The organism is Candidatus Brachybacter algidus, from assembly GCF_016707225.1.
Classification (GTDB): Bacteria; Bacteroidota; Bacteroidia; order Chitinophagales; family Saprospiraceae; genus Parvibacillus; species Parvibacillus algidus.
In genome coordinates this window covers 145244-169883 of sequence record NZ_JADJID010000003.1, presented here as the reverse complement: position 1 = coordinate 169883, position 24640 = coordinate 145244, and the positions used below count along the sequence as shown (strand labels likewise).

Annotated in this window: 21 protein-coding genes; 11 read left to right on the top strand and 10 right to left on the bottom strand. The window is 36.0% G+C overall.

Annotated features, from left to right (window positions below):
• Positions 1 to 103 precede the first annotated feature (103 nt).
• The 4 genes from IPI15_RS10590 (at position 104) to IPI15_RS10575 (ending at position 5390) form a co-directional block, all read left to right on the top strand.
• Positions 104 to 694 carry a DUF6580 family putative transport protein gene (locus IPI15_RS10590; protein WP_287401564.1) on the top strand — a complete coding sequence of 197 codons (591 nt, stop codon included), beginning with the start codon at positions 104 to 106 and terminating at the stop codon, positions 692 to 694.
• A 462-nt stretch (positions 695 to 1156) separates the two neighbouring features.
• Positions 1157 to 2722, top strand: coding sequence for a signal peptidase I (lepB, locus tag IPI15_RS10585; protein ID WP_287420209.1), 1566 nt, complete (start codon positions 1157 to 1159; stop codon positions 2720 to 2722).
• 45 nt (positions 2723 to 2767) lie between these two features.
• Positions 2768 to 3544, top strand: a complete 777-nt coding sequence (locus tag IPI15_RS10580; protein WP_287420207.1) for an ABC transporter substrate-binding protein — start codon at positions 2768 to 2770, stop codon at positions 3542 to 3544.
• 238 nt (positions 3545 to 3782) lie between these two features.
• The gene (locus tag IPI15_RS10575; protein WP_287420205.1) at positions 3783 to 5390 is read left to right on the top strand and encodes a S8/S53 family peptidase; all 1608 of its coding nucleotides are present in this window, start codon (positions 3783 to 3785) and stop codon (positions 5388 to 5390) included.
• 108 nt (positions 5391 to 5498) lie between these two features.
• On the opposite strand, the gene IPI15_RS10570 is transcribed toward IPI15_RS10575, so the two are convergent.
• Together IPI15_RS10570 and IPI15_RS10565 are read right to left on the bottom strand one after the other, a co-directional pair.
• On the bottom strand, positions 5499 to 5708 hold the full coding sequence (locus IPI15_RS10570) for a hypothetical protein (protein ID WP_287420203.1): 210 nt from the start codon (positions 5706 to 5708) through the stop codon (positions 5499 to 5501).
• Positions 5709 to 5812: 104 nt separating this feature from the next.
• On the bottom strand, positions 5813 to 7366 hold the full coding sequence (locus IPI15_RS10565; RefSeq protein ID WP_287420201.1) for a helicase HerA-like domain-containing protein: 1554 nt from the start codon (positions 7364 to 7366) through the stop codon (positions 5813 to 5815).
• 50 nt (positions 7367 to 7416) lie between these two features.
• On the opposite strand from IPI15_RS10565, the gene IPI15_RS10560 reads away from it, so the two are divergent.
• From IPI15_RS10560 to IPI15_RS10550, 3 genes are all read left to right on the top strand, one after another.
• The gene (locus IPI15_RS10560; protein WP_287420199.1) at positions 7417 to 8253 is read left to right on the top strand and encodes a PorV/PorQ family protein; all 837 of its coding nucleotides are present in this window, start codon (positions 7417 to 7419) and stop codon (positions 8251 to 8253) included.
• An 80-nt stretch (positions 8254 to 8333) separates the two neighbouring features.
• Complete coding sequence (mqnB, locus tag IPI15_RS10555) at positions 8334 to 9014, top strand: futalosine hydrolase (protein WP_287401557.1); 681 nt, start codon at positions 8334 to 8336, stop codon at positions 9012 to 9014.
• Between the two features lie 91 nt (positions 9015 to 9105).
• Positions 9106 to 9306, top strand: a complete 201-nt coding sequence (locus tag IPI15_RS10550; protein ID WP_287401556.1) for a hypothetical protein — start codon at positions 9106 to 9108, stop codon at positions 9304 to 9306.
• 278 nt (positions 9307 to 9584) lie between these two features.
• Here IPI15_RS10550 and IPI15_RS10545 read toward each other — a convergent pair whose 3' ends face one another.
• From IPI15_RS10545 to purH, 3 genes are read right to left on the bottom strand one after another with little or no spacing between them, the layout of a single operon-like run.
• On the bottom strand, positions 9585 to 10919 hold the full coding sequence (locus IPI15_RS10545) for a BamG-related protein (protein WP_287420197.1): 1335 nt from the start codon (positions 10917 to 10919) through the stop codon (positions 9585 to 9587).
• Positions 10912 to 11628 carry a type III pantothenate kinase gene (locus IPI15_RS10540; RefSeq protein ID WP_287420195.1) on the bottom strand — a complete coding sequence of 239 codons (717 nt, stop codon included), beginning with the start codon at positions 11626 to 11628 and terminating at the stop codon, positions 10912 to 10914. The genes IPI15_RS10545 and IPI15_RS10540 overlap by 8 nt, the downstream gene beginning before the upstream one ends.
• Before the next feature lie 8 nt (positions 11629 to 11636).
• Positions 11637 to 13136, bottom strand: coding sequence for a bifunctional phosphoribosylaminoimidazolecarboxamide formyltransferase/IMP cyclohydrolase (purH, locus tag IPI15_RS10535; RefSeq protein WP_287420193.1), 1500 nt, complete (start codon positions 13134 to 13136; stop codon positions 11637 to 11639).
• Positions 13137 to 13234: 98 nt separating this feature from the next.
• On the opposite strand from purH, the gene IPI15_RS10530 reads away from it, so the two are divergent.
• The 3 genes from IPI15_RS10530 to coaE all read left to right on the top strand — a co-directional run bounded on the left by IPI15_RS10530 (position 13235) and on the right by coaE (position 15537).
• Positions 13235 to 14155, top strand: coding sequence for a cation diffusion facilitator family transporter (locus IPI15_RS10530; protein ID WP_287420191.1), 921 nt, complete (start codon positions 13235 to 13237; stop codon positions 14153 to 14155).
• 163 nt (positions 14156 to 14318) lie between these two features.
• Positions 14319 to 14951, top strand: coding sequence for an IMPACT family protein (locus IPI15_RS10525; protein WP_287420190.1), 633 nt, complete (start codon positions 14319 to 14321; stop codon positions 14949 to 14951).
• Between the two features lies 1 nt (position 14952).
• Positions 14953 to 15537: a dephospho-CoA kinase gene (gene coaE, locus IPI15_RS10520; protein ID WP_287401550.1), complete on the top strand. Its 585-nt coding sequence runs from the start codon at positions 14953 to 14955 to the stop codon at positions 15535 to 15537.
• 4 nt (positions 15538 to 15541) lie between these two features.
• On the opposite strand, the gene IPI15_RS10515 is transcribed toward coaE, so the two are convergent.
• From IPI15_RS10515 to IPI15_RS10495, 5 genes are all read right to left on the bottom strand, one after another.
• Positions 15542 to 16333 carry a hypothetical protein gene (locus tag IPI15_RS10515; protein ID WP_287401549.1) on the bottom strand — a complete coding sequence of 264 codons (792 nt, stop codon included), beginning with the start codon at positions 16331 to 16333 and terminating at the stop codon, positions 15542 to 15544.
• A gap of 313 nt (positions 16334 to 16646) precedes the next feature.
• Positions 16647 to 17234, bottom strand: coding sequence for a riboflavin synthase (locus tag IPI15_RS10510; RefSeq protein ID WP_287420188.1), 588 nt, complete (start codon positions 17232 to 17234; stop codon positions 16647 to 16649).
• Position 17235: 1 nt separating this feature from the next.
• A complete protein-coding gene (locus IPI15_RS10505; RefSeq protein WP_287420186.1) occupies positions 17236 to 19908 on the bottom strand; it encodes a T9SS type B sorting domain-containing protein in 2673 nt (890 codons plus the stop codon).
• Positions 19909 to 20205: 297 nt separating this feature from the next.
• Positions 20206 to 21981, bottom strand: a complete 1776-nt coding sequence (locus IPI15_RS10500; RefSeq protein ID WP_287401546.1) for an acyl-CoA dehydrogenase FadE — start codon at positions 21979 to 21981, stop codon at positions 20206 to 20208.
• A gap of 275 nt (positions 21982 to 22256) precedes the next feature.
• Complete coding sequence (locus tag IPI15_RS10495) at positions 22257 to 22478, bottom strand: CBU_0592 family membrane protein (protein ID WP_287401545.1); 222 nt, start codon at positions 22476 to 22478, stop codon at positions 22257 to 22259.
• Positions 22479 to 22609: 131 nt separating this feature from the next.
• On the opposite strand from IPI15_RS10495, the gene IPI15_RS10490 reads away from it, so the two are divergent.
• The gene (locus tag IPI15_RS10490) at positions 22610 to 24613 is read left to right on the top strand and encodes a BatA domain-containing protein (RefSeq protein WP_287401544.1); all 2004 of its coding nucleotides are present in this window, start codon (positions 22610 to 22612) and stop codon (positions 24611 to 24613) included.
• The last annotated feature ends 27 nt before the right edge of the window (positions 24614 to 24640 follow it).

Here is a 24640-nt window from a genome sequence, read left to right as displayed (position 1 = left end):
TTTTATTTTGATTAGAAAATTTGTTCTTGAATTATCAAACTCAAACTTCAATCTTCACTTTTAAAACCATTTTAATTACCTTTGTCCTAAATCTATTAATATAATGTCAAGGAAACAAATATATATTCAGTCAGCCGTTGTGATTTTTATGATCGTGCTAGCAGCGGCGAGCAGATTAATACCTCATACTTACAATTTGACTCCTGTTGGCGCTATCGCTCTATTTGGAGGTGCTTATCTCGGGCGAAACTGGAAAGCATTTTTAATTCCAATTATGGCAATATACTTGAGTGATTTTATATTGAATAACCTTATATATGCACAACCTGGTGATGCATTTGCTTACGCTTATGACGGTTGGTATTGGGTTTATGGATCTTATGCACTTATAGTTCTTCTAGGGGCGTTTTTATTAAAAAAAGTTAGTGTATTAAAAGTTGTAGCCGGTTCACTTGGAGCATCAGCTATCTTTTTTCTTGTAAGTAATTTTGGTTGCTGGCCCGGTACCGTTCCTCCGGTTTATACTCCTGATATGAATGGTTTGATGCAATGTTACATAGCTGGACTGCCCTTTTTAAAAGGTACTTTAGTGGGTGACATGGTGTTCAGTGTAGCTTTATTTGGTACTTATGCGCTGATACATTCCAAAGTTTTACACCTAAATTCAACTAAAGAAGCAGCTTCATTAAGCTAAATCTTTCATCTATTTATTAGGATAAAATTAAATACTTTCATAACTCACCTTTAAGTTTACATAGTAAGTTAGCCCATGGTATTGTATTATATAATTGAAGTTTCAGAAATGATTATACCATTGGTAAACTAAAGTATAAATATATAACCATTAAAATATTGATTTCTAAACAGTTAATTCAATTCTCTGTTTTCTTCAATTTATTTAAATGGTTTCATTTGCTGGGCTCAACCATCGAAGTTTTATTCTAACTTCTAACTTCTAATTTCTACCTTATATTGAGTAATAGCAAGACTTTTAGAAAATATTTATACCGCCAAAACTTTATTTATATAAATAATATGTTCAAAGAAAAATTTGGTCTGTATTTATAATGGTTTAGGCGAATAGTGCGCTGGCATTATATCTAATGAATAGTTTTATTCTGTTATATTTGCAGCTTATAAAAACTGAATAAAACGAGTGAGTATCTTAATCTATCTAATAATTTTTTATATTTTATTAAGCCTGAGCCTGAAGCCTTTATTTGAAAAGGCAGGATATTCAGGAATCGATGCTTATATCCCCGGAAAGAATTTTGCCACTTGGTGTAAGATCATTGGACGGAACCCTTTATATGCATTGTGGTTGCTTTTTCCAATAGTAAATATTTTTATTTTTTGTGGCATGGCTGTTGACATGGTTAGGTCGTTTGGTAGAAACACCTTTAAGGATAGTGCACTTGCTGTCATTTATGCTCCATTGGAATTTTTTCTTATTTCCGCAGCTAAAGATGATTATAAGGGCAAAGCAGTCGAACAAGAAAATGCTTATAATGAGGAATTAAAAGCGGCTTACCAAAGAAAGGACAACTTTGCAATTAAAAAACTTACAGATAACAATCCATTTAAGAAAGGTAAAGTCAGAGAATGGACTGAATCAATAGTATTTGCAGTTTTTGCGGCTGCATTTATACGTATGTTCCTCATTGAAGCATATGTAATTCCTACTTCTTCTATGGAGTCTTCTCTTCGTGTCGGTGACTACTTATTTGTAAGCAAAGCTCACTATGGCATCAGAACGCCAATGACCATAGCAATGGTGCCATTAATTCACAACAGATTGCCATTTTTCAACCGTGAGTCTTACTTAAGAAGCCCGAGCCTGGACTATTATAGATTGCCGGCATTAACTCATGTCAAAAGATTTGACCCTGTAGTATTTAATTATCCTGAAGGGGATAGCGTATATGTTACTCCTAATAGGACTTACAGCCTATACGATGTCAGAAGAGATAGTAAGTTGGCTCAAGGTTATCCTATGACCACACGGCCTATGGATAAGATGGATCACTACATAAAAAGATGTATTGGTTTGCCTGGTGATTCGCTTAAAATAGTTAATAAAGTGGTGTTTATTAATGGGCAGAAAATAGCTGAACCTTCTGGAATGTTGGTAAATTGCAGAATCACACCAAGTCAACCAGTTTCTTTACAGGAACTTGCAGATCTTGGCGTCAATTTGAATGAGTGCAATCCTGAAGTTGGTTTTTATAGTTTGAATAAGGAGCACATGGCATATATCAAGAAGAATGCGCCAAATGCTGATATTCAAATAATGTATGCCAACCCAAGTCCTATCTATGCCGGTGCATTATTTCCACACAGTCCTGCGCAATTCCCGGATTGGACGACAGACAACTACGGAACTATCTGGATTCCTAAGAAGGGCGTAACTATTACATTGACTCCAGCTAATATTGCTTTCTACCGAAGAGTAATTTCAGTGTATGAAAAAAATACATTGGTAGAAAACGGTAGCACTTATACGATCAATGGTAAGGTGACTGATAAATACACCTTCCAGCAGGATTACTTCTGGATGATGGGAGATAATCGTGACAACTCTGAAGATTCAAGATTCTGGGGCTTCGTTCCTGAGCAGAATATTGTTGGAAAGCCTTTATTTATCTTCTTCTCAAGATATACCAACCAATTTGGTTCAACAATCAGATGGGACAGGATCTTCACAAGTGCTAACAGATTTTAAAAATAGGTTAGATTCAACCAAAGTTTTTTTATACACATATTTGTTTTGAACGAAAATATAATACTGAGCAACGAATTTTCTGGCTTATGGACAGGACGTTCACCTGTCAGGATTGTAAGCCTGGTACCTTCATTAACTGAGATATTTTACTATTTTGGTTTAGATAAATATGTGGTAGGAGTTACAAGATTTTGTGAGCATCCAGAAGTCAAATTTCCAAAGCCAGCAAAGATAGGAGGCACAAAAAATCCATCATTTGATAAAATCAAAAAGCTAAATCCTGATGTAATTTTTGCTTCAAAGGAAGAAAACAATTTAGCTGATATAGAACGATTAAGCACGATTTGCCCCGTCATAGTCACTGATATTGTAACTATAGATGACAATTTAAAGGTATTGGAACATTTAGGAATAATGTTCCAAAAAAAGAAAGCCGCATCGGCTGTCATTAAGCAACTTTCATCTGATTTTAAAAAGGTAATATTCGCGGATTTAAAGACTGCCGTTTACCTGATATGGAAAGACCCCATGATGACTGTTGGTGGTGACACCTTTATTAATAATATGATGTTGTATGCAGGTTTTGAAAATTTGTATTTTGATGCGACCAGATATCCTGAAATAACTATGGATAAATTGATTCAGGATAATCCTGAATACCTCCTTTTGTCATCTGAGCCATATCCATTCAAAGAGAAGCACGTTGAGGAATTTGAGAGAATACTACCTGCTACAAAAGTTATCTTGGTAGATGGGCAAATGTTTTCTTGGTATGGTATTAGACCACTCTTCACAAAGAAATATTTTAGTTCTATACTTTAAAATATACTTTTAAACTTGTGTATTGTTGAGTGTGAACGCATTCTTTTACTTAAAAGATTAAGTTTTTTTAAATGACCTGATTTACAACCAATTTCACTTTACAGACTTATTATATTACTATATGTTTGTGATATCAATGATTAAGCATCGATATTTTGATTAATTTTACGTTGTTTGTTATAGAAGTTAATTTTCTATCGTAAATAAGTTATAATTTGATATTTTAATACAATTTCCAATGAGGTCTTTATATAGAGTGATTTTTATCAGTATTTCTACTTTTTTATTTTTGTCAAATGCACTATCTCAGGTCCTGGATGGAGCGGATCAAGTTCCAGGTCAATATTTGATTCAATTTAATAGTCACGAAAATCTTAATAAATTTCACGATAAACTTGCGTCTGATCGGTCTTTTATCCAAAGCAAAACCCTTGGGAAGAATTCAAGTATTGTGAGCATTTATGCTCCTGATCTGACTTATGAGAATTTAAAGGAGATTGTCTCAAATCTTGATGGTGTAGTTGCTTTCCAAAAGGATTATTATTTGGAAGAAAGGTCTAAAACACCTAATGATCCTCTATTTAACAGCGATCAGTGGGACATGAGGATCATCAAAGCACCTGAAGCATGGGATTTTACTACTGGTGGCAAAACACCTCTAGGTCATGAGATAGTAGTAGCCGTATTGGATAATGGTTTTTATCCTGAACATCCTGATCTCATAGAAAATTTATTTACCAATACTGCAGAGATACCTGGGAATGGCATAGATGATGATGACAATGGTTATATAGATGATGTACATGGCGTTAATCTTGATACCAAAAATGGGACGCACTCAAATGCCACTCATGGAGCAGGTGTAATGGGTATTATAGGTGCAAGCGGAAATAATGGTATGGGAATATCGGGAGTGAATTGGAATGTCAAGATCATGCCCGTGAGCAGAGCAGTAGCTAATGTATCAGCATTGATCGAAGGATATGAATATATTAAGGAATTTAGAAAAAAATTCAATCAAAGTCATGGACAGGAAGGTGCCTTTATCGTGGCTTCTAATCTATCTGCGGGAATAAGCAAGAAATTCCCAATAGACCAGCCTATCTGGTGTAATATGTATGATAGTCTTGGCTATGCTGGTGTCTTAAGCACAGGGGCTACAGCCAATGCAAACACTGATGTGGATGTAGAAGGAGACCTGCCCAGTACTTGTGAAAGCGAATTCTTGATAGTTGTTACAAATACCACCCAAAACGATGTTAAATACGGAAGTGCAGGTTATGGCTCTAAATCTGTGGATCTTGGTGCGCCAGGAGATGGCTGCACTTCTACAGCTGATCCGATAGGTTATGCTAGTTTTGGTGGTACTTCATGTGCCACACCTCACGTCACAGGTGCAGTTGCGTTGATGTATGCAGCATCCACATGCGCCCTTGAAACTACATATATGGATTATCCTGTAGAGTCTGCCAGGGCAGTTAGAAATGCCATTTTAAATAATGTGGATAAATTGCCAAGTTTAAATGGGGTAACAGTGACAGGAGGACGATTAAACTTATTAAGGATGATTACAAACTGTGTGGCCTCGACATCGTCATATAACACCATAAAATTCGATATTTATCCTAATCCTGTGGAAGAGTCATTGACAGTAGAACTCGGTGATATGCTCACAAATAACATATTAATACAGATCATCGATATACAGGGCAGGGTAGTAGGACAGACAAAATATTTAACGGCTGAAAAGATTATTCAGCCAGTCAATTCTCTTTCGCCGGGTATTTACTGTATTAGAGTGATATCTGGTCGGTATGCAGGAAGCACTAAGTTTGTTAAACTATAATCTTATAGGAAACAGAATTATATAATTGACCAAAATTTTGCCGTATATTACCGAGCTGAAATTTGTTTGACCAAATTTATTTGGGCTATTACGAATCTCCATTCGCTATTACTCCCTCCAATTAATCTTGTTCAAATAAATAATGACGAGACCTCCGACTATCATTATCAACTTTAACATAAAACCGAGCAGAGTAGGAATGCCACTCATCCACTGCAGAAGAAACCATTCGACTCCCACTACATTTAAAATGATAGATGTCAATCCTGTGGCAAATAATATAAAACCGATTAAGGTATAAAGATCTTTTTTTCTCATTGTATATTTACTAACGTTCCTGAGTTACGTATTATATTTTATTTATTAGACATATTCATCGAAGACCTATTCAAACTTCAAACTTCTAATTTCTAACTTCTAATTTAGAACCATCCTGATTTCTTTGTACTCTTACCACCCAATCCAAATACTCCTAATAATCCTCTCGTCGCTTCTCTGGCTACAGTTCTCAAAACTTGTCTGGTAGTGGTATTGCTAATCACCTCTTCGAAAATTGTCTTTTCCTGGCGACCTCGAGGTGCAGGTTTATCTGCTGCAACTTCCTGTTTAGAATTATTAAATTGTTCTATTTTGTCATTCAGGATCTCATAAGCACTCTCTCTGTCGATAGTCTTATTGTACTTACTTATTATCTTAGAATTAAAGGCAATGTAATTGATCTCGTCTTCTGTGAGCACGTCCATTCTGGATTCAGGCGCTCTGAGCATTGTGTAAGCAAGCGGGGTAGGGATACCCTTGTCATTCAAACCTGTGACGAATGCCTCACCAATACCCATATTTGTCAATACCTGATCTATCACATAGAATTTACTCAACGGGAAATTCTCACTGGTAAGTTTGATATCTTTTCTGTCTTTTGCTGTAAATGCCCTCAAAGCATGTTGGATTTTCAGACCTAATTGGCCAAGTATGCTGTTTGGAACATCGGAAGGATTCTGAGTAATAAAAAATATACCAACACCTTTTGATCTAATGAGTTTGATGGTGGTTTCTATTTGATTTAAAAGAGTTTGTGTTGCAGAATCAAATATTAAATGTGCTTCATCTATGAAGATGGTCAACTTTGGTTTATCCAGGTCGCCAACCTCCGGGAATGTCGCATATACCTCAGCCAACAATTGCAGCATAAATGTTGAAAATAATTTTGGTTTATCCTGGATATCAACTAGTCTCATGATAGAAACGATCCCTTGACCTTGAGCGTCTTTTCTCAACAATTCATCTACCTCAAACGATGGTTCACCAAAAAATAATTCTGCATCTTGTTGCTCCAATTCGAGAATCTTCCGCATTATGGTCCCGGTGGAAGCAGAAGAAATACTTCCATAATCCTGTTGGATGGAAGCTTTTCCCTCGTTTGTTAGAAATTGAAGTGTTTTCTTAAAATCACTGAGATCTAATAACGGGAGTCTATTATCATCACAATACTTGAATATCAATGAGACAACTCCTTGCTGTACATCATTTAATTCAAGAATTTTGGAGAAAAGTACCGGCCCGAACTCTGTAACAGTAGCTCTCAGTCTAGTGCCTTTCTCATTAGATAATGTCAGAAATTCTACCGGTGAAGCATGCAGCTTATAAGGAATTCCTACCTTATCCATCCTGCCTTGGATCTTATCGTTCATAACGCCTACAGCAGCGATACCACTTAGATCGCCCTTGACATCCATCATCAACACAGGTACGCCTTGCTGAGAAAGTTGTTCTGCAAGGATTTGCAAAGTTTTGGTTTTTCCTGAGCCAGTGGCACCTGCAATCAATCCATGCCTGTTCATCATCTTTAAAGGAATACCTACCTGGGCACCTTTATGTACTTCACCATTCAATATAGCTGCACCCAATTTTATTTGAGGCCCTGCAAAGGTATATCCTGCACTGATGGTTGCTACAAATTCTTCATTCGTCACTGACATAGATGTAAATTGTATTTATAAATAATAAGGAACAAAAGTAAACAATATATTTGTTTATCTTTGGTTCCGGCATGAGAGTACTTATTTTATCAATAATAATTGGATGGGCTGGATTTATCCAGGGTCAAAATGGAATTAACATATTTAATAATTCCGTTAGTACAAGTTTGAATAATTCAAATGTTGCAGATCCCGGGGTCAAAGCACTTAGTTTGAATCCTGCTGCTCTAGTTCAGGTTTCCAAACTTTATATTTCAGTAGGCGCACAGCAGTCATTTCTTATTAGTGATATAAATCAAGGTAATTTTGATTTTGCATATAGAATTAAAAAGAACCATGCTTTAGGACTACAGCTATATTATAATGGCAATAAGACATTCAATGAAATAAAGGCAAGCTTGGGTTATGCGCTTCAACTAGCTGATCAGACTTCACTTGGATTAAGACTCCATGGCATTGTAGTAACCTCGCCTGAGAATAAAAAAGAACTTTCAGCAACTTTTAGCTTAGGTGCTCAAACTCAATTGTCTCCTCAATTCGGTGTTGGCTTGGTAACCTTCAATCCGGTAGGTTTCTTTAGAAGTAATGAATCAAATGATCTCACTCATAGTATTCAATTAGGAGTCGGCTATTTTCCTGCAGAATATCTAAGATTATATCTATCCGGAATATTAGATGATGGCCATCCATTAAGTGTGGCTGGAGGCATCGCTTACAATATAAACCAAAAAGTATTCTTATATTTAAGTGCAAGGGCTAATCCAGGTATTATTGGGCTAGGAATAGGTATTCCATTAGGTAAAGGGTCGTCTATTGATTTGAGTGGGACACAGCATCTGCAACTAGGTTTTTCTCCTGGTGCCACATATACTTATAGCACACCATAGGTATTAGCAATTAATTATCGATCCATTGCGCGTTGAGTTTTTTTTAATTAAAAGGCTTTCACTCACACATAAATAATTATATGAAAAAATTATTAATAGTTGCTGCGACTTCTTTCGAAATTGCACCATTGTTTAATTTTCTTACTGAATCATTTGAAACTAAGGAAGGCACATATCATAAAAATGGATTAGAAGTACAAGTGCTTATTGCCGGAGTTGGCATGGTGAATATGACTTACTCTATGACGGGATTACTCACCTCAGGGCAGTCTTATGATCTTGCCATCAATGCGGGTTTGGGTGGTGCTTTTGATTTAAATTCGAATCTTGGTGATGTAGTGAATATAGTCAAAGACACTTTTGCAGACATTGGAGTCATAGAGCAAGACGATAACTTTGTTTCTGTATTCGACTTACAATTTATAGATGCAAATGAATTACCATATACGAATGGTTGGATAGAAAATAGGGATGGAAATAGTGATTTTCTTCCAAATAGATCCGCAGTTACTGTCAACAGTGTCTCCGGATCAGGTTCAGGTATAATGAGATTGAAGGCTGCTTATTCAGCTGACGTGGAATCTATGGAAGGTGCTGCATTTGCATTTGTATGTAGTAAGTTTGACCAAAGATATTTGCAATTGAGAGCAATCTCTAACTACATAGAACCTAGAAATCGTTCCAATTGGAAAGTTGAACTGGCGCTCGACAACTTGAACAAAGTATTAATATCTATGATAGAGGCACTTTTATCAGATTAAAGTCATCTATTTTAAAAAATTAAACCTGAAATGATATAAAGTTCACTTCTTTTTTTTAAAATTGCCTTTTATAAAATTAAAAAATAAAGTAATGGCCAGATCCAATAGAAAAAGTCACTCAAAAAGTGGCAGTACAAGAAGAACATCAAGTTTTAGTCAGGGAGGCCCTCAGGATGTCAAGCTTACCAAAGAACAATTAGCTGAGGATGCTAAAGATCAGAAGAAGTTCTACATGATCCTCGGATTTTTGACATTAGTTGTCCTGTTTATTATTTATATGCTATATTTCTGATAAGACAAACATAAGCAATCAAAAAAAGCTATTGATCCAATTGACCAATAGCTTTTTTTATAATTATCTTTTAAAGTCTTGAATTGCTTATAAAATTGGAAATCAATTAACTAGATATATAATATCTAAATATATTCACTCTCAAATATCTGCCTAACACCATAATCGGAGTTTCATTCTAATTTCTAATTTCTAATTTCTAATTTTAATCTGTGTAATATCAAATTCCCTAAATAACAATACTTGCTCCTGAACTTCAGATTATAATCCAGGTTTGATTACTCAAATTTCCTTTTCAGGAACCAAAGATCATCGTTCAAGTTAAATCCAATCTGTAGTTTGTAAAATTGTTCCGAGAAACTACTACCATAAGTTTTCTTGCCCATTTCCAACCCAATATTTACATGAGATATTTGTCTGTTGACAAAGACTGGAAAGCCAAAGCCTATAGTTCCTGAGACAACTTTTGCTTGAGATCCATCGATTGTAAGAGGCATTGTACCTGTCCTGAAACCAGCACGGTACTTAGATCTTTTCAAGAAGGAAGTATAAGAATTTGGTTCAGGGCACCATTCGCCACCGACTTTAAATACACCAGAATTTTTATAATTTGCATCCAAACCTGCCACAGCGTATTCGTCGAAAAGCTGCGCGTCATAGTTAATATTTATCTTCCATTTCGAGCCATCTTGATATGAAATTCCTGCTCCGTATGCGCTATTATAATTATTCTTAGAGATCTTTCCGCTTACATTGCTGATGGTATCACTTAAGGATAAGCCAAGTTGGTTACTGTAGACATAGTCTAGTTGAGAGATGTTGGTCTTTAATTTTGAAAGTGGTTGGAACGATGCACCAAAGGTCAACTTCTTCTCTTTATCGTAATCTGTCTTTTTACCATTGGTAATAGGATTAAATGAATGGACATACATAGCTGAAAAATCAAATAGAAATCCCTTGGCATAAACTTCAGACTCTAAAGCAGTAATATTACTTAACTGAGCTGAGACATCAGAAAAACCAATTTCCTTTTTGCGTTCTATCTTTCCAAAAATATATTGTGCACCGATTCCAAAAGAGAAATTCTTGTAAGACAAACCGTTGTTGTAAAATAATTTATATATCCCACCGCTGCCAACTTGTGAATTCAGAATATTTCCTGCTTCAGGATCGGTGGTCTTAAATTGGTAATTATAAGATACCTGACTATAAGGCGCTAAACCAAGACCCATTCCCCAATGTATTTTTTTAACTTTCTTTTCCATCAATTCATTGTAAGGACTGAATATTGGAAAGGCGAGTGATAAGTGACTTAGTTGTCCGCTAAAAAATGAATAGTTGGAAAATTCATTAGTTAAAGTTGAATACTTGCCATTTAACCCAACCTCAAACGATGTTGACTGCAGAAAAGAATAAGAAGCAGGATTGGATAAATTGACATGATAACGATCGGTAAACGTATTGTTTGCCCAGCCTGTGGTAAAAACAGCAGTTTGGTCATTGTCCAGGAAATCACCCATACCGAAGTTGGAGATTGGGTTGTGTAGCTGTTGTGCATTCAATCCACCGATTAAGGCGATGGTTAAAAAAGTGATGAATATCTTTCTAAGCATTTGTTTTTAATATTTCATTAAGACCTTCCAATACAAGGTCAGGTTTAATAACGTACGAATCTTTCAAAAAGTGGCTCACCAGGACAGAATTACCTCCAGCGAGTATTATTTTTAACGGAGAGAACATCTCCATGTATTTTGCACGATAGTATTCTACTTCAGCTACGATGCCATGAATGGCACCATTTCTCAATGCCTGTTCTGTGTCCATGCCATATAAGCTGAATTCACCATCTGTGGCAGTAAGTGGTAATTGATCTGTATAGTTGTGCAGTGCTTGCAGTCTCATCTTCAATCCTGGAGATATATTACCACCAAGAAACTCACCTTTGACATTGATAAAATTGATGGTCATGGCTGTTCCAAAATCAATAACTACATTATTAGCAAAAGGAAAGGCGAAATGTGCACCAATTACACCCGCCAAACGATCTTTTCCAAGTGTTTTGGGTGTTCTGTATTTATTCTTTATTGGAATTGGCGTATTTTCATCCAGTATAATAGTCTTTCTTGCATGCAAATAAGCTATATTCTCAGGAGTAAGTGTTCTTGTAGCGCAGATAATGCTGGAGGTGATTTTGTTTTCGGTGTAGATCTCATCGATATCCATAGATGTTAGGTGCTCTCTGACGATCACTTTCATTAGATCACCTTCTTGAAAAACACCATATTTTACCCGGCTATTACCGGCATCTATTGCTAATTCCATTGTTATTCTTAGTGTTTGAAGTGTCTTATTCCCGTGAAATACATTGCCATACCATGATCATCACAATACACAATTGAATCATTGTCTTTCACTGAACCACCCGGCTGGACTATATATCTTATGCCTGCATTGTAAGAGATCTCCACACTGTCAGCAAATGGAAAGAATGCATCCGAAGCAAGAACTGATGAATCCAAATCGAATCCCATTCTTTTTGCTTTTTCAATTGCTTGATTAAGAGCATCAACTCTGGATGTCTGGCCCAATCCGGCACCGATCATTTGTTGGTTTTTGACGATTGCAATAGCATTAGATTTCAAGTGTTTAACACACTTTAAACTAAATATTAAATCATCAGATTGTGACGCTGGTATGGTTGCTTTGGTGACCTGTTGCAAGGATTCATCTTCAGCTTTATGGTTATCCATACTTTGTGAAAGGTGACCTCCAAGAATATATTTTCTTTGCTCCGGGCTTACTTCAAAAGTGCTCAAATGAAGGATAATTCTGTTTTTCTTTTTACTTAACTTTTCGATAACACCTTCACCAAATGAAGGGGCTATCAGCACTTCGTAAAATATTTCATCTATAGCATCAGCTGTTTCTCCATCAATCATCTTATTGCTGATGATTATACCACCGAAAGCTGAGGTAGGATCACATGCTAAGGCTGCATCCCAGGCATTTTTGACTGAATCCCTTGTAGCTACACCACATGGATTTGTATGTTTTATGATTGCGAATGTTGGATCGTTACTTTTAAATTCACTAATTAGAGCTATTGCTCCATCTATATCCACAAGGTTATTGTAAGAAATCTCTTTACCACTTATCTGTCTGAAAATATCATCCAGATTTCCTATAAATGAGGCCTTTTGATGCGGGTTTTCACCATATCTCAGGTGCTTGGCTTGCCCTACTTTTTCTGCAAAATAATATGAAATGGCTGTATCATAGTGAGCTGTGACCATAAAACTCTCATAAGCCAATTGAATCCTTTGTTCAATAGAAGTAGATCCATTATTTTCTTTAAGCCAATCAGCAACAATGGGATATTGGCTTTGCTTACTGATTACTGCTACTGAAGCATGGTTTTTGGATGCTGCTCTAAGTAAAGAAACACCGCCAATATCAATTTTCTCTATGATAAGGGCGTCGTCAGAGGTTTGCTTCAATGTTTCTTCAAATGGATAAAGATCTACTACGACCAGGTCGATTTGGGGTAAATTATGAGTTTGTAACTGACCAAGATGGTCATCATTTCTTCGTGCCAAAATACCTGCAAAAACTGCAGGGTGTAAAGTTTTAACTCTCCCATCGAGCATAGCAGGGAATCCTGTCAGATCTTCCACTAATGTTGCATCAATTCCCAGGTTTTTGATAAAATCATAAGTTCCTCCTGTTGAATAGATCTTAACCTGATGATTATGGAGTTCTTTGACAAGAATGTCAAGCCCAGATTTATCAAAGACAGAAATTAAAGCTGATGTAATAGGAATATTGCTCATTTTATTCAAATAAGGCGCAAAAGTACATAATTCTCTCGTAACACATTTTTATTTTTCTTATTTTAAAAGGTCTTGATATATTATACCTTTGCTTCGAAATGAATAGCATAGATCAAACTAAAACGACAGATACCGCCAATCTATGGATGATAGGTATGTCTACCATGAAAAGCTCCATGCTTTTGAGTTTGGTTATGGCTATTATAAAAGGTGTAGCTGGTATATTTGGTAATTCATATGCGCTAGTAGCAGATGCACTGGAATCAGTATCTGATGTGATTAGTTCCTTGCTTGTATGGTTGGGGTTGAAGTATGCATCCAAACCACCAGATGAAGGGCATCCATTTGGTCATGGAAGGGCGGAGCCATTAGTTACTTTTGTCGTCGTGGGATTTCTTATCTTGACAGCAGGTGTTATAATTTATCAAAGTATCATCAATATTATGACACCGCATAAATTACCTGCACATTTTACATTGATCATTCTTGGGATTGTAATAATTGCAAAAGAATTGATGTACCGTTGGGTAATTAAAAAAAGTAATTCTACTAATAGTACGGCATTAAAAGCAGATGCTCAGCATCATAGGAGTGATGCGATCACTAGCCTTTCTGCATTTGTGGGCATAAGTATTGCCATCTATTTGGGTCCCGGTTATGAAGCAGCAGATGATTGGGCGGCATTAATAGCTGCCTTCGTCATTCTTTACAATAGCTTTATGATCTTTAAGCCTGCCTGGGGCGAGATCATGGATGAGCAAAATCACAGTGAATTGATACAAAAAATCAAGGTCTGTGCTCTGGAGATCGAAGGTGTTAAAGATACAGAAAAGTGCTATGTAAGGAAGGCGGGAATTAATTACTTGATCGACCTTCATCTGGAAGTGGATGGTTCTATTTCTGTGTTCGATGGCCATGAGATAGCCCATAGGGTAGAGGATAAGTTGAAATCCTGTGGATGGGGTATTATTTATGTTTCGATGCATGTGGAACCCGTCAGGACGAATGTTGAATGTTGAATGGAGCGAAGATAATTCGAATGAACAATGATTTATGAACAATGAATAATGAGAGTGAACAATCAAATAACAACGAGCATTGTACCGAAATTTATAAAATACAGTTTTTTATTACCCATTACCCATTACCCCATCATTAATCACTCATAATTTAATCGCATAAATGTCCTACACGATCAATACTCATTCTGAAGAAGAGCTAAAAATAAAGGCAAGTAAATTCATTGCTGAAATATTTCCTGTGAAGAATATTGAGGAAGTGTATCTATACCTGAATCAAGTTAGGGAAACACATCCTAAGGCCAATCACCATTGTTGGGCCTATAAATTAGGTGTTCCTATGGAAACATACAGAGCGAATGATGACGGTGAACCATCAGGAACTGCCGGAAAGCCAATATTGGGGCAATTGGATGCATTTGATGTGACAAATATTCTTTGTGTTGTAACCAGATATTTTGGGGGAACGTTATTAGGTACGGGAGGATTAATCAAGGCTTATAAGGAATCTACAAAGGAGGTTTTATCAAAAGCTGAACTCATGGAAGTAAAACCGATATATAAAGTCAGAGTTGAATTTGCTTTTGAACAAATACCAATGATCATGGAAGCTTCAAAAAGATTTCCGGGAATAATTGAAGAAAAAGACCTTGCAACTAATCCATTTTTAATACTTTCAACTGAATCGGAGAATTTGGATCATTTGATAAATGTGTTTAAAAGTCAGGTGCTAGGTATTGAGGTCGATCATGCTTCGGGTTTGGAAGAATATGGTTTTACAATTGAAAAGATCTAGCATGTTAAAAGTAGGAATAACAGGTGGGATAGCGAGCGGAAAGTCAGTGGTTTGTCAGATCTTCGAGGTAATTGGTATTCCAGTATATTACGCAGATATCCGCGCCAAAGTACTTATTAATGAGGATGAAAATATCCGACAGGCAATTATTGAACTACTTGGTGTAGAGGCTTACAGAATTGATGGTTCTTATAATACGACCTATGTTTCTTCTATTGTATTTTCAAATTCTGAAAAGCTCAAAGCACTTAATCAAATTGTTCATCCAAAAGTTAAAAGAGATTATAGCATTTGGCACGAATGTCAGGATGCACCATATACTTTGCATGAATCAGCATTGATTATCGAAGGCGGATTCTACAAGTTGATGGATAAGATCATAGTGGTTGCCGCTCCGGAAGAGCTACGAATCAATCGGATCGTATTAAGAGATAGGGTCTCAGAGGAAGTCGCGATTAGCAAGATTAGAAGTCAGATGCCTGAAGAAGAAAAATTGAAGTATGCAGATTATATAATCAACAATAATGAGTTAAGTTTATTGGTGGAGCAATGTATGGATATTCATTCAAGATTGTTATTTATTTAGTTGTTCAATTTTGAAAATAAAAGTTTCCATCTATTTCAAAATTACCTGTTTTAATATATTTATAAATAAATAATATTGAGATCACTACTAATAGATAAAATATTATAACTATGATATACATCAAGACTATCCTCCATACAAATCCGAGCCTTGTGTACTTAGCTGAAAGTGCTTTATAATAAGTCCAGGCAGGAAGTAAAACCTGAATATATGATAATAAGGGTATTATTGAATAATCTAAGATGTTTTTTATAGCTGTAGGAAAAAGAGATAGTAGGGTTTGGACCAAACTTATAAATACCATACCACAGAACAAAAATCCTGCTATAATGGTATGTTCCGCAAAGTTTAATTTATTTTTTCGAAAAATAATATAGCCACAAAAAGAAATAAGAGGTATGAATAATAATATGAACACCTTAGTATTACTTTTTAAGAAACCACCTACTTCATTCATTCCATTACTTGTTTTAAGCTCCATTCCTGTATAAGCGAGGAAGTAGTGTAAAACCAGTAAATTCAAACCCAACATTAATAGAGATAAATAAAAAACATTATAATAAATTATTCTTTTACCTGAAATGTAATCTGTGGCAGCTTTTCCTGTTCTGAAAATCGATTCTTTTATTGTAAAATAAATTCCTTTTTCTAGGTGCCAGACTCCATGGATTAAATCGTGAGTAATAAAATGTTTTAAAGTTATACGGTGAATATCAGATTTTTGTCCGCAGTTAGAGCAAAATTTCCCTATTAGGATGTGACCGCAATTTAGGCAATTGTGTTGTTGAGCAGACATATCTTAGTTTAGTTTTTGATCAAACTAAGGTAATGAAAAATTTGGATGTGAGAAAGGCAGGAAGAATTGAAAATGGAAAATGGAAAATTGAAAATGGGGCGAAGAAGGCAAGGTATTGTATGAAGTCAGGTTTCCGCGATGGAGTTTGAGGCTGATTAATGGCTGATGGCTATTGGCAAATAGCTGATTGCTTTGATGTGGAATCGAAAAAGTAATTATTCATAGGGAATTTGAAAAGTCAAAAGTTCTGCACTGATGGAACTCTAATTGTAATTCTGGACTTACCCATTACCCATTACCCATTACCCATTCCTCATCTGCGGCTCGCCATCATCCTTTCTACATATTTCCCGATGATGTCAAATTCAAGATTTACTTTGTCGCCAATAGATAGTTGATGCAGATTGGTATGTGTCCAGGTATGTGGGATAATTGCTACAGAAAACAATGATGGAAAAGCATTGACAATGGTCAGACTTATACCATTCATGCAGATGCTGCCTTTATCGACAATATTTTTATTAAACTGATCTTTGATTTTAACAGAAATCAGTATTGAACCATCATTGTGTTCTATTGATTCAACAATTCCGGTATCGTCTACATGACCTTGAACAATATGACCATCTAACCTTCCATTCATCATCATTGCTCGTTCAAGATTGACCACTTTCTCTGCCTGCCAGTTTATATTGGTTGTTTCCAGTGTAGTATCAATGGCGGTAACAGTATATTTCTCATCATTAAGTGATGTAATAGTAAGACATACGCCATCATGGCTAACACTCTCTCCAATTTTCAATTCATTGGTGAAAGAACATTCGAGCGTATAATGATTCTTATCTCCTTCTTTCTGAACTTCGATGACCTTTCCGGTCGATTCAATAATTCCGGTAAACATGCTATCTAATTAATTCTATATATCCGGTCAAAGCGATCGGACTACTTTCAACACCATTGGCATCTACTTGTTCAAATACTCTGCAGGTATAATAATATACACCATCAGGAACATCGTTGCCGGATTTTGTTTTTCCTTCCCAATTTAGATTGGCATCTGAAGTTTCAAATATCAAATTTCCCCAGCGATTAAATACTTTAAATTCCACTTTATTTACAAACTTGAAAGGATATGGTTTGAATATGTCATTATGGCCATCTCCATTAGGGGAAAAAGCATTGGGTAATCTATAATCCGGGCAGTTTTCAATACATATTATATTGCTTAGTAAACTTTCATTGAAAACAGAGTCAAATGCCACCACATAATAACAACCTGCTAAACCGTATATATCACTGGCATAAGTAAATGAAGTTTGATTTTCGTCACTAGTTTCAAAAATGAGTTCGGCTTCTGTATTGCCTTCATGGAGTACATATACCCTATAGCCTTTAGTATCCCCTGGTGTATCACAAAGCAAGTCCGGATTATTCCAGCTCAAATTATTCAGGATCACTTCATTTGAATTGGCATTAAGACAGTCATTTGTAATTACTAAGGCTGGAGCACATGGAGGGACTGTGTCAATAGGAATGGCGCATCTCTCCTGAGAGAAGTTGATTAATGGCGTCGGCAAACCAGCTATACCATAAGTGCCACTTGTTCTTACCTTGTAACAATATTCTTCCCCATTTTCAAGGTTCTTGTCCTCATATACTCTGGCTTGTGTCGTACCAATAGAATCAAATATCCCTATAGAATTCAATCTGTAAATAGTAAAACTGTTATTAGACCATGGAACCAACTCATTCCAGGTAAGTATGGTTTTTTTATCAGAACCATCCACATTCAGAAATACACTGGATGCAGAGGTGGAACTCCCATATAATGAACCTCCCTGTCCTGCAAAGAAGTCAACAATATAGGTGTAAGGGCTAATAATCGTATTGATTTCAATATCTGTAAAAGAGGTGTCTACAGGATCTAAAAAGTTCAATGAAGTGAAATTTGCGTTCGGGATATTAGTATAAGCGGCAGGATTAAATCCAATTCCTCTTTTCAATGTGTAGGTATATGGCCCTGGATTTTGGATAGTATCAAAATCCATGGTTCGTGGTTTAACCCATTTTATCAGAATTCTACCATTAGCTGAAGTTTCTTCTATTGTCACATTGGTTATCAATGGAATATCTAAGTTTAGTTGGAGACATACTTCATTAGATGGAAGGCTTTGAACAGGATTGAAAGGAAATCCACCTGACGAAGTTTTTGCAAATTCTGCCTCAACTCTGTAGCAATATGCCTTTCCTTTTTCGACAGTTGCATCCACATATGTATAATTTGAGCCATCTGTCGTTTTTTGAGCAAATGCAATTTTGGTATATCCTTTCCCTTCCATAGTAGGATTACATGTATCAGGCTGAAAACTATTACTACTCACTCTGCGCCATACATTGAAACCTTTGAAATAGTTCTTATTCGTTATCTGACAAAGATAAGGGTCATCCCATTTAAGTATTATTTGGTTCAAACTTGATTCCCCAGTCAAATTTTCCGGCCCTGGTCCGACTACTTTGATTCTTACCGTTTTTAGATCTGCCAAGCCTGTGGTGTCAGAATAATTATCAACTGCTTTAAAAATTACAGAATAATATTCTTTGTTGATGGCATTACAATCTGGCGTCCAGCTAAAAGTACCGTTGACGGGAGGAGTTTCGAAATTTGGTGAAACATTAAACGTAGCTTTACCTGTTTCAACTACAAATGGGCCTCCTAAGGCTGTGAGTTTAACTTTTTGTGAAGAACCGTCAGGATCAGTAGCCGCCACTCCAAAAGTCAGTGTTTGACCTGCCACAATGCAGACTTCCTCAATTGTTTGGACCTTTGGAGGTCTATTATCGCATACCTGAATCAATATCTGCATATCCCTGACAAGTGAGGAAATCAAGACACCGCTCCTATATTCACTGATTCGCAAGGCAATGTTGTATTCTCCTGCTTTTCTAGGTGCATCCCATACCAGATCGCCAGTTTTGGAATCTAAAGTTAGTAAGTTATTTGCTCCAGGAAGAATTTGTTCAGGAAATATATAGTTGGGTACCACAGACCCGACACCTTGCTGGGGAATAACCAATTCATAAACTAAACTATCGCCATCTATGTCAAATGCATTGGGATTGTGGGTAAATCTTTGACCAACGCAACCAACATCTATGGGCGGTTGGAGCAGTTTTGGTGCATTGTTAAACCCTTGAAATGTCGCATTTAAAAAGGAAAAAGTCGTCTCAATATAAAAGGGTATGATCTCAGAATTTGGTGGATTTACATTCAAGATACCTGAATTTCTATTAGGGTCGGTCATACTCATAGTATATGTAGCCCGACTAGGATAGGTATGCTCAAAAGTATATATATTGTATTTGATGTCAGGACCTATTATCACACCATTACCCCCGCCATTGTTTCTTGCTACTTTGCTGAATGTCCCATCACCCCAAATCAGTATTAGGGAATCTCTGTCAGCATCCACACTGGAAGCTTTGGTATATGTGATGATAGAAGCACGAATACGTAAATCGCCTATTTGTTCATATATGATTTCTCCAGCCCTGTTGTGTGTAGCCCATGAGAACATAGGTAGGCAAAGGAGCAAAAATAAGTATATCAGGTTTCTATTCAATTCAACGAGCTTGTTTCCTCAAATATACAACGTTTGGCTTAATTGAAATGAGCTGATAATGTTAAAGAAAAAGTAAAATAGAAAAAGACGAGTATTTGAGTTAACCAGTATAATAGTTAACCAGTAAATCAGTATTAGAGTTAACCAGTCGACCAGTGTTGACCAGGTATCTAAAATTAACTAATTGGTTAGTGATCCTAATACTATTATACTCTAATACTATCCACACTAATACTGTTATACTCTTATACTTTAAAACGCATACTGCTCTTCAGCTATAATCTTAGCTGCGATCTTTTTTCTGTATTCTTTAACGTTGATTGGTTCTAGTTTCGTAAAGCGCTTGATCCCCATCAGCATCACCTTTAGTTCATCCCCAGAGGCGAAAGACGCTAATGCGTCAACTGAATTTTTGGCGATTCTATCTTGTGCATCATGGAAGAATACCTTTAAGATGGCTTCTTTTTCTGAAAGTTTAGGGTCATTCATTTTATTAACCTCAATTAATCTGGCTAAAACAGATTCTGCATTGAAAACATCGACCATGATGTCAGCGATGTTCATCAAGATCTCTTGCTCATTTTTCAGATCTACCTTGCCATCCATTTGATATTTAGCTCCGGCACCAGCTACGATCAATAATATTTTTTTGAAATGGCTTAAAGCCTTAGATTCGGTAGGATAGGGTCCTTCAAATGTTTCCATTTTAGGCATACCGGCTAGTTCCTTTTGAACAGCCCAGGCAGGTCCTACCATATCCAATTCACCTTTCATGACTCTTCTTAGCAACATGTTGACCAAAAGAAGTCTGTTGATCTCATTCGTACCTTCGTATATTCTATTAATCCTATTGTCTCTAAATAAACGTGCAGGAATATATTCCTCAGAAAATCCAAATCCACCATGAATTTGAACGAGTTCATCCACTGCGTAATCAATACATTCGCTTCCGTATATTTTAGAGATCGCACATTCTATAGCGTATTCTTCCGCTGCATCTAAAAGTGCTTGTTGGTATGGTAAACCTTCTTCAATAGCTGATGATTTCCAATCTTCTATTAGATCAGCAATCCTGTAGTTAGTGGATTCCAAGACATAAGCTTTAATGGCCATTTCAGCTATTTTATGTTGAATGGCACCAAAGTTCGCAATTGGAGTTTTGAACTGCTCTCTTTCCAGTGCATATTTGACAGCTCTGGTAGTAATGATTTTACAACCTCCACCTACAAGTACGCCTAATTTGAAACGACCCATATTCAACACGTTGAAGGCAATCAAATGACCTTTTCCTATTTCTCCAAGGACGTTTTCAACAGGGACTGGTGCATTCTCGAAAAAGATCTGTCTTGTAGAGGATCCTTTAATTCCGAGTTTGTGCTCTTCTTCTCCAAGGACCATACCCTGAGTGCCTTTATCCACAATAAAACCTGTGAATTTATCTCCATCCACTTGTGCGAAAACTATAAATACATCAGCAAATCCGGCATTGGAGATCCACATTTTCTGACCATTCAGAATATAGTGTGTTCCCTCAGCATTAAGAATAGCCTTTGTCTTTGCTCCAAGGGCATCACTCCCTGAACTTGGCTCAGTTAAACAGTAAGAGGCTTTTAATTTTCCTGAAGAAAGATCAGGTAGATATTTTTGTTTTTGTTCTTCAGTTCCGTAATATAGGATTGGCAACATGCCTATTCCTGTATTCGCTGCAAAAGTGGTACAGAAAGATGCATCACCACGACCTATTTCTTCACCTATTATTGTGTTTAATATAGTGTCAAGTTCTTGTCCGCCATATTGTGTTGGAATATGTGCTCCTACAAGACCTAATTCGCCTGCTTCATCCATTAGACTTGGTTGTTGATCAAGGATGTGACCTCTTGTCCAAACTTCCTTTTCCACAAATTCTCGTACCATGTCACGGATCATTTTTTGATCCTCGTTCATTTTTTCAGGGATGTAATCATCTCCGAAATAATAGTCTTTTATTAGGAAAGCCCCGCCTTTAAATTTTTCAACAATAGTATCCATTTGATGTATCTTTTACTTTAATTACAAAAATAGTATTGAGGTATCAATTAAGGTAGAAAATAGCCCTAAAAATTAATTTATAAAAAATATGAAGAATATTATTCTGAATTAAATGCAATATATGACATTATCAAAATAAAATATTTATATTATAAAATTGTTACATGTGAAATCAGGTAATTTTTTAAAATTTGTGATTAGCTTTTTTTAGAAAAAATAAAATTTAAACTGTTTTTAGCTTATAAAATTAAAATGTAATAAAGTTTAATATTTGGCTATTTTCGGATGATAGAGTAGAATGCTACAATACCCCACACTGCTTCCATAATTACAAAAGGTATCACATCTGACATATATGCTCCCACGCAAGTAAAACCGGCACCTACAAAATTTAACCATTTATAAGCGGGATGCTCTGAAGATATTGTTTTGATAGATAGTAGAATGAATGCTATCAGGATCATAGCGACGCCAATATAATTTAACCAATTTGCCATGTTTTTATATTTTTATAAACAAAGATAGTAGGAATTGTATTTAATGGACTGCTATGCTACTCTAGTATAGTTTTGCACAATATTTAATCCAAATAAGGAGTATATATTATTCATTATTGTAATTTTGTTCCATGCAATTTTTATTTCCAGCTTTTCTTACAGCAGCTTTTGTTATAGCTATACCGATCATTATTCACCTTTTTAATTTCAGAAGGTATAAAAAGGTATTCTTTACGAACGTCGCCTTCTTGAGATCTATTCAGCAAACTTCCAACTCAAGGAAGAAAGTTCAGCAATGGTTGGTGCTTGCATGCAGATGCCTTGCATTAATTGCACTTGTTATGGCTTTCGCGCAACCTTTTTTTGAGACTAAGGGCAAAGTCAAACAGGGAACTAATTACTCTTTTATCTATCTGGACAATTCCTTCAGCATGGGTGCCAGTACCTCTGAAGATAATTTACTTGAAAAAGCAAAAGAAACAGCACATCAAATAGTGAGTGGTTTTGGTGCTGACGATAAGTTTCAGATCATTACGAACAATCTTGAAGGTGGTCAACAACAATGGTTGAATAAGGAAGAGGCAAATGCGGTAATAGACGAAAAGGTCATCAGCCCTCAGTTTAAGACATTTTCTCAGATATTCAAAACTATACAGCAGAATTTTAAAATTAGTGGACAAGGGAAGTATAATGCTTTTTTTCTAAGCGATTTTCAAGTTAATGCCGCCGATCTTGCTAAATTAAAAGACACCTCAATACAGTGCAGTTTAGTGCCACTGACCACATCAAATATATCTAACAGCTATATCGACTCTGCTTATTTTAAAGATCAGGTATCTTCTCCCGGCATTGCAAACCAACTGATTTACAAGATAAAGAATGATGGAGATAAGGTAACTACAATCAAACCAGTCCTGAAATTCAACGGAAATAACAGGCCGCTTGCCATCCACAAATTAGCTGCTAGGTCTTCTATCACAGATACGGTACCTGTGCTAACGACTCAATCTGGATATCAGACAGCAGAATTGCTCATTAATGATGCTCCAATAACATTTGACGATAATTATTTCATCGCATGGAATGAAATTTCTAAAGTGAATGTCCTTATTATTAATGATGGTGTTTCAAACAAATATTTGAATACGGCACTCGAAACATCCAAGTTATTTAATGTTACCAATGAAGAGTTGTCTAGAGTAAATTTTGGCAGATTCAACGACTATCAATTAATCATACTTAATGAAATAAATTCCACGACTTCAGGTTTGACAGGTGAGTTAACGAAGGCGATGGATGCTGGAACCAATGTCGCTATATTTCCAAGTATTAGAAATGGGCAGGTTATCGCCCAACTCTCTTCAGCATTTAATTTAGGTGCGTCAGGTACAGTAGTAAGTTCAAATAAGCAAGTGTTTACCATCAACTCGAAGGATTATATTTTTCAAAATGTATTTGAAGGTAAAACTCAGCAGTTGAAGCTGCCAGTAACAAAGGCAGGGTTTAATATTCAGACCAAGGCAACAAAAGGCGCTATTTCTTTACTTACTTATAGAGATGGAAGTGCTTTTTTGGTTAGATATCCAAGATTTTCAGGACAAGTTTTTCTTTGTGCTTCGCCTCTGGATGTCGATTATAGCGATTTTGTAAAGAATGGTGAGGTTATTGTTCCTTTCCTATTTAAAGCGGCTTTTAATAACTCTAGTCAGCAGAAGCTTTCATTCACCATTGGTAAAAACGAAAGTTTTGAGATCAATGTTGAAGCAGCAAGTTCGGATGGAGTTTTAAAATTCAACGGCACACAAACATTTATTCCCGAGCAAATCAAAAAGGGCAAAAAAACTATTATCAATACAGGACGAGAAACAATTTTACCGGGCATATATCAGCTAGAAAAGAGTGGTAAGTTTGCATTCAATTATGATCGCAAAGAAAGCCAGATGGAATTCATGTCTTTAGAAAAGATAAAATCCTACGAAAATGATAATCTTAAAGTTATTACGCCGTCTGCACAGGCTAATCTCGCTTCAGTAGTTCAGGAAGGTGATACAGGTCTTTCCTTATGGAAGTATTTTCTTTTGACAGCATTATTGTTTTTATTATTAGAGATCTTACTAATTCGCTTTTACAAATAATTACCTCATATAATACATTTTATTGAT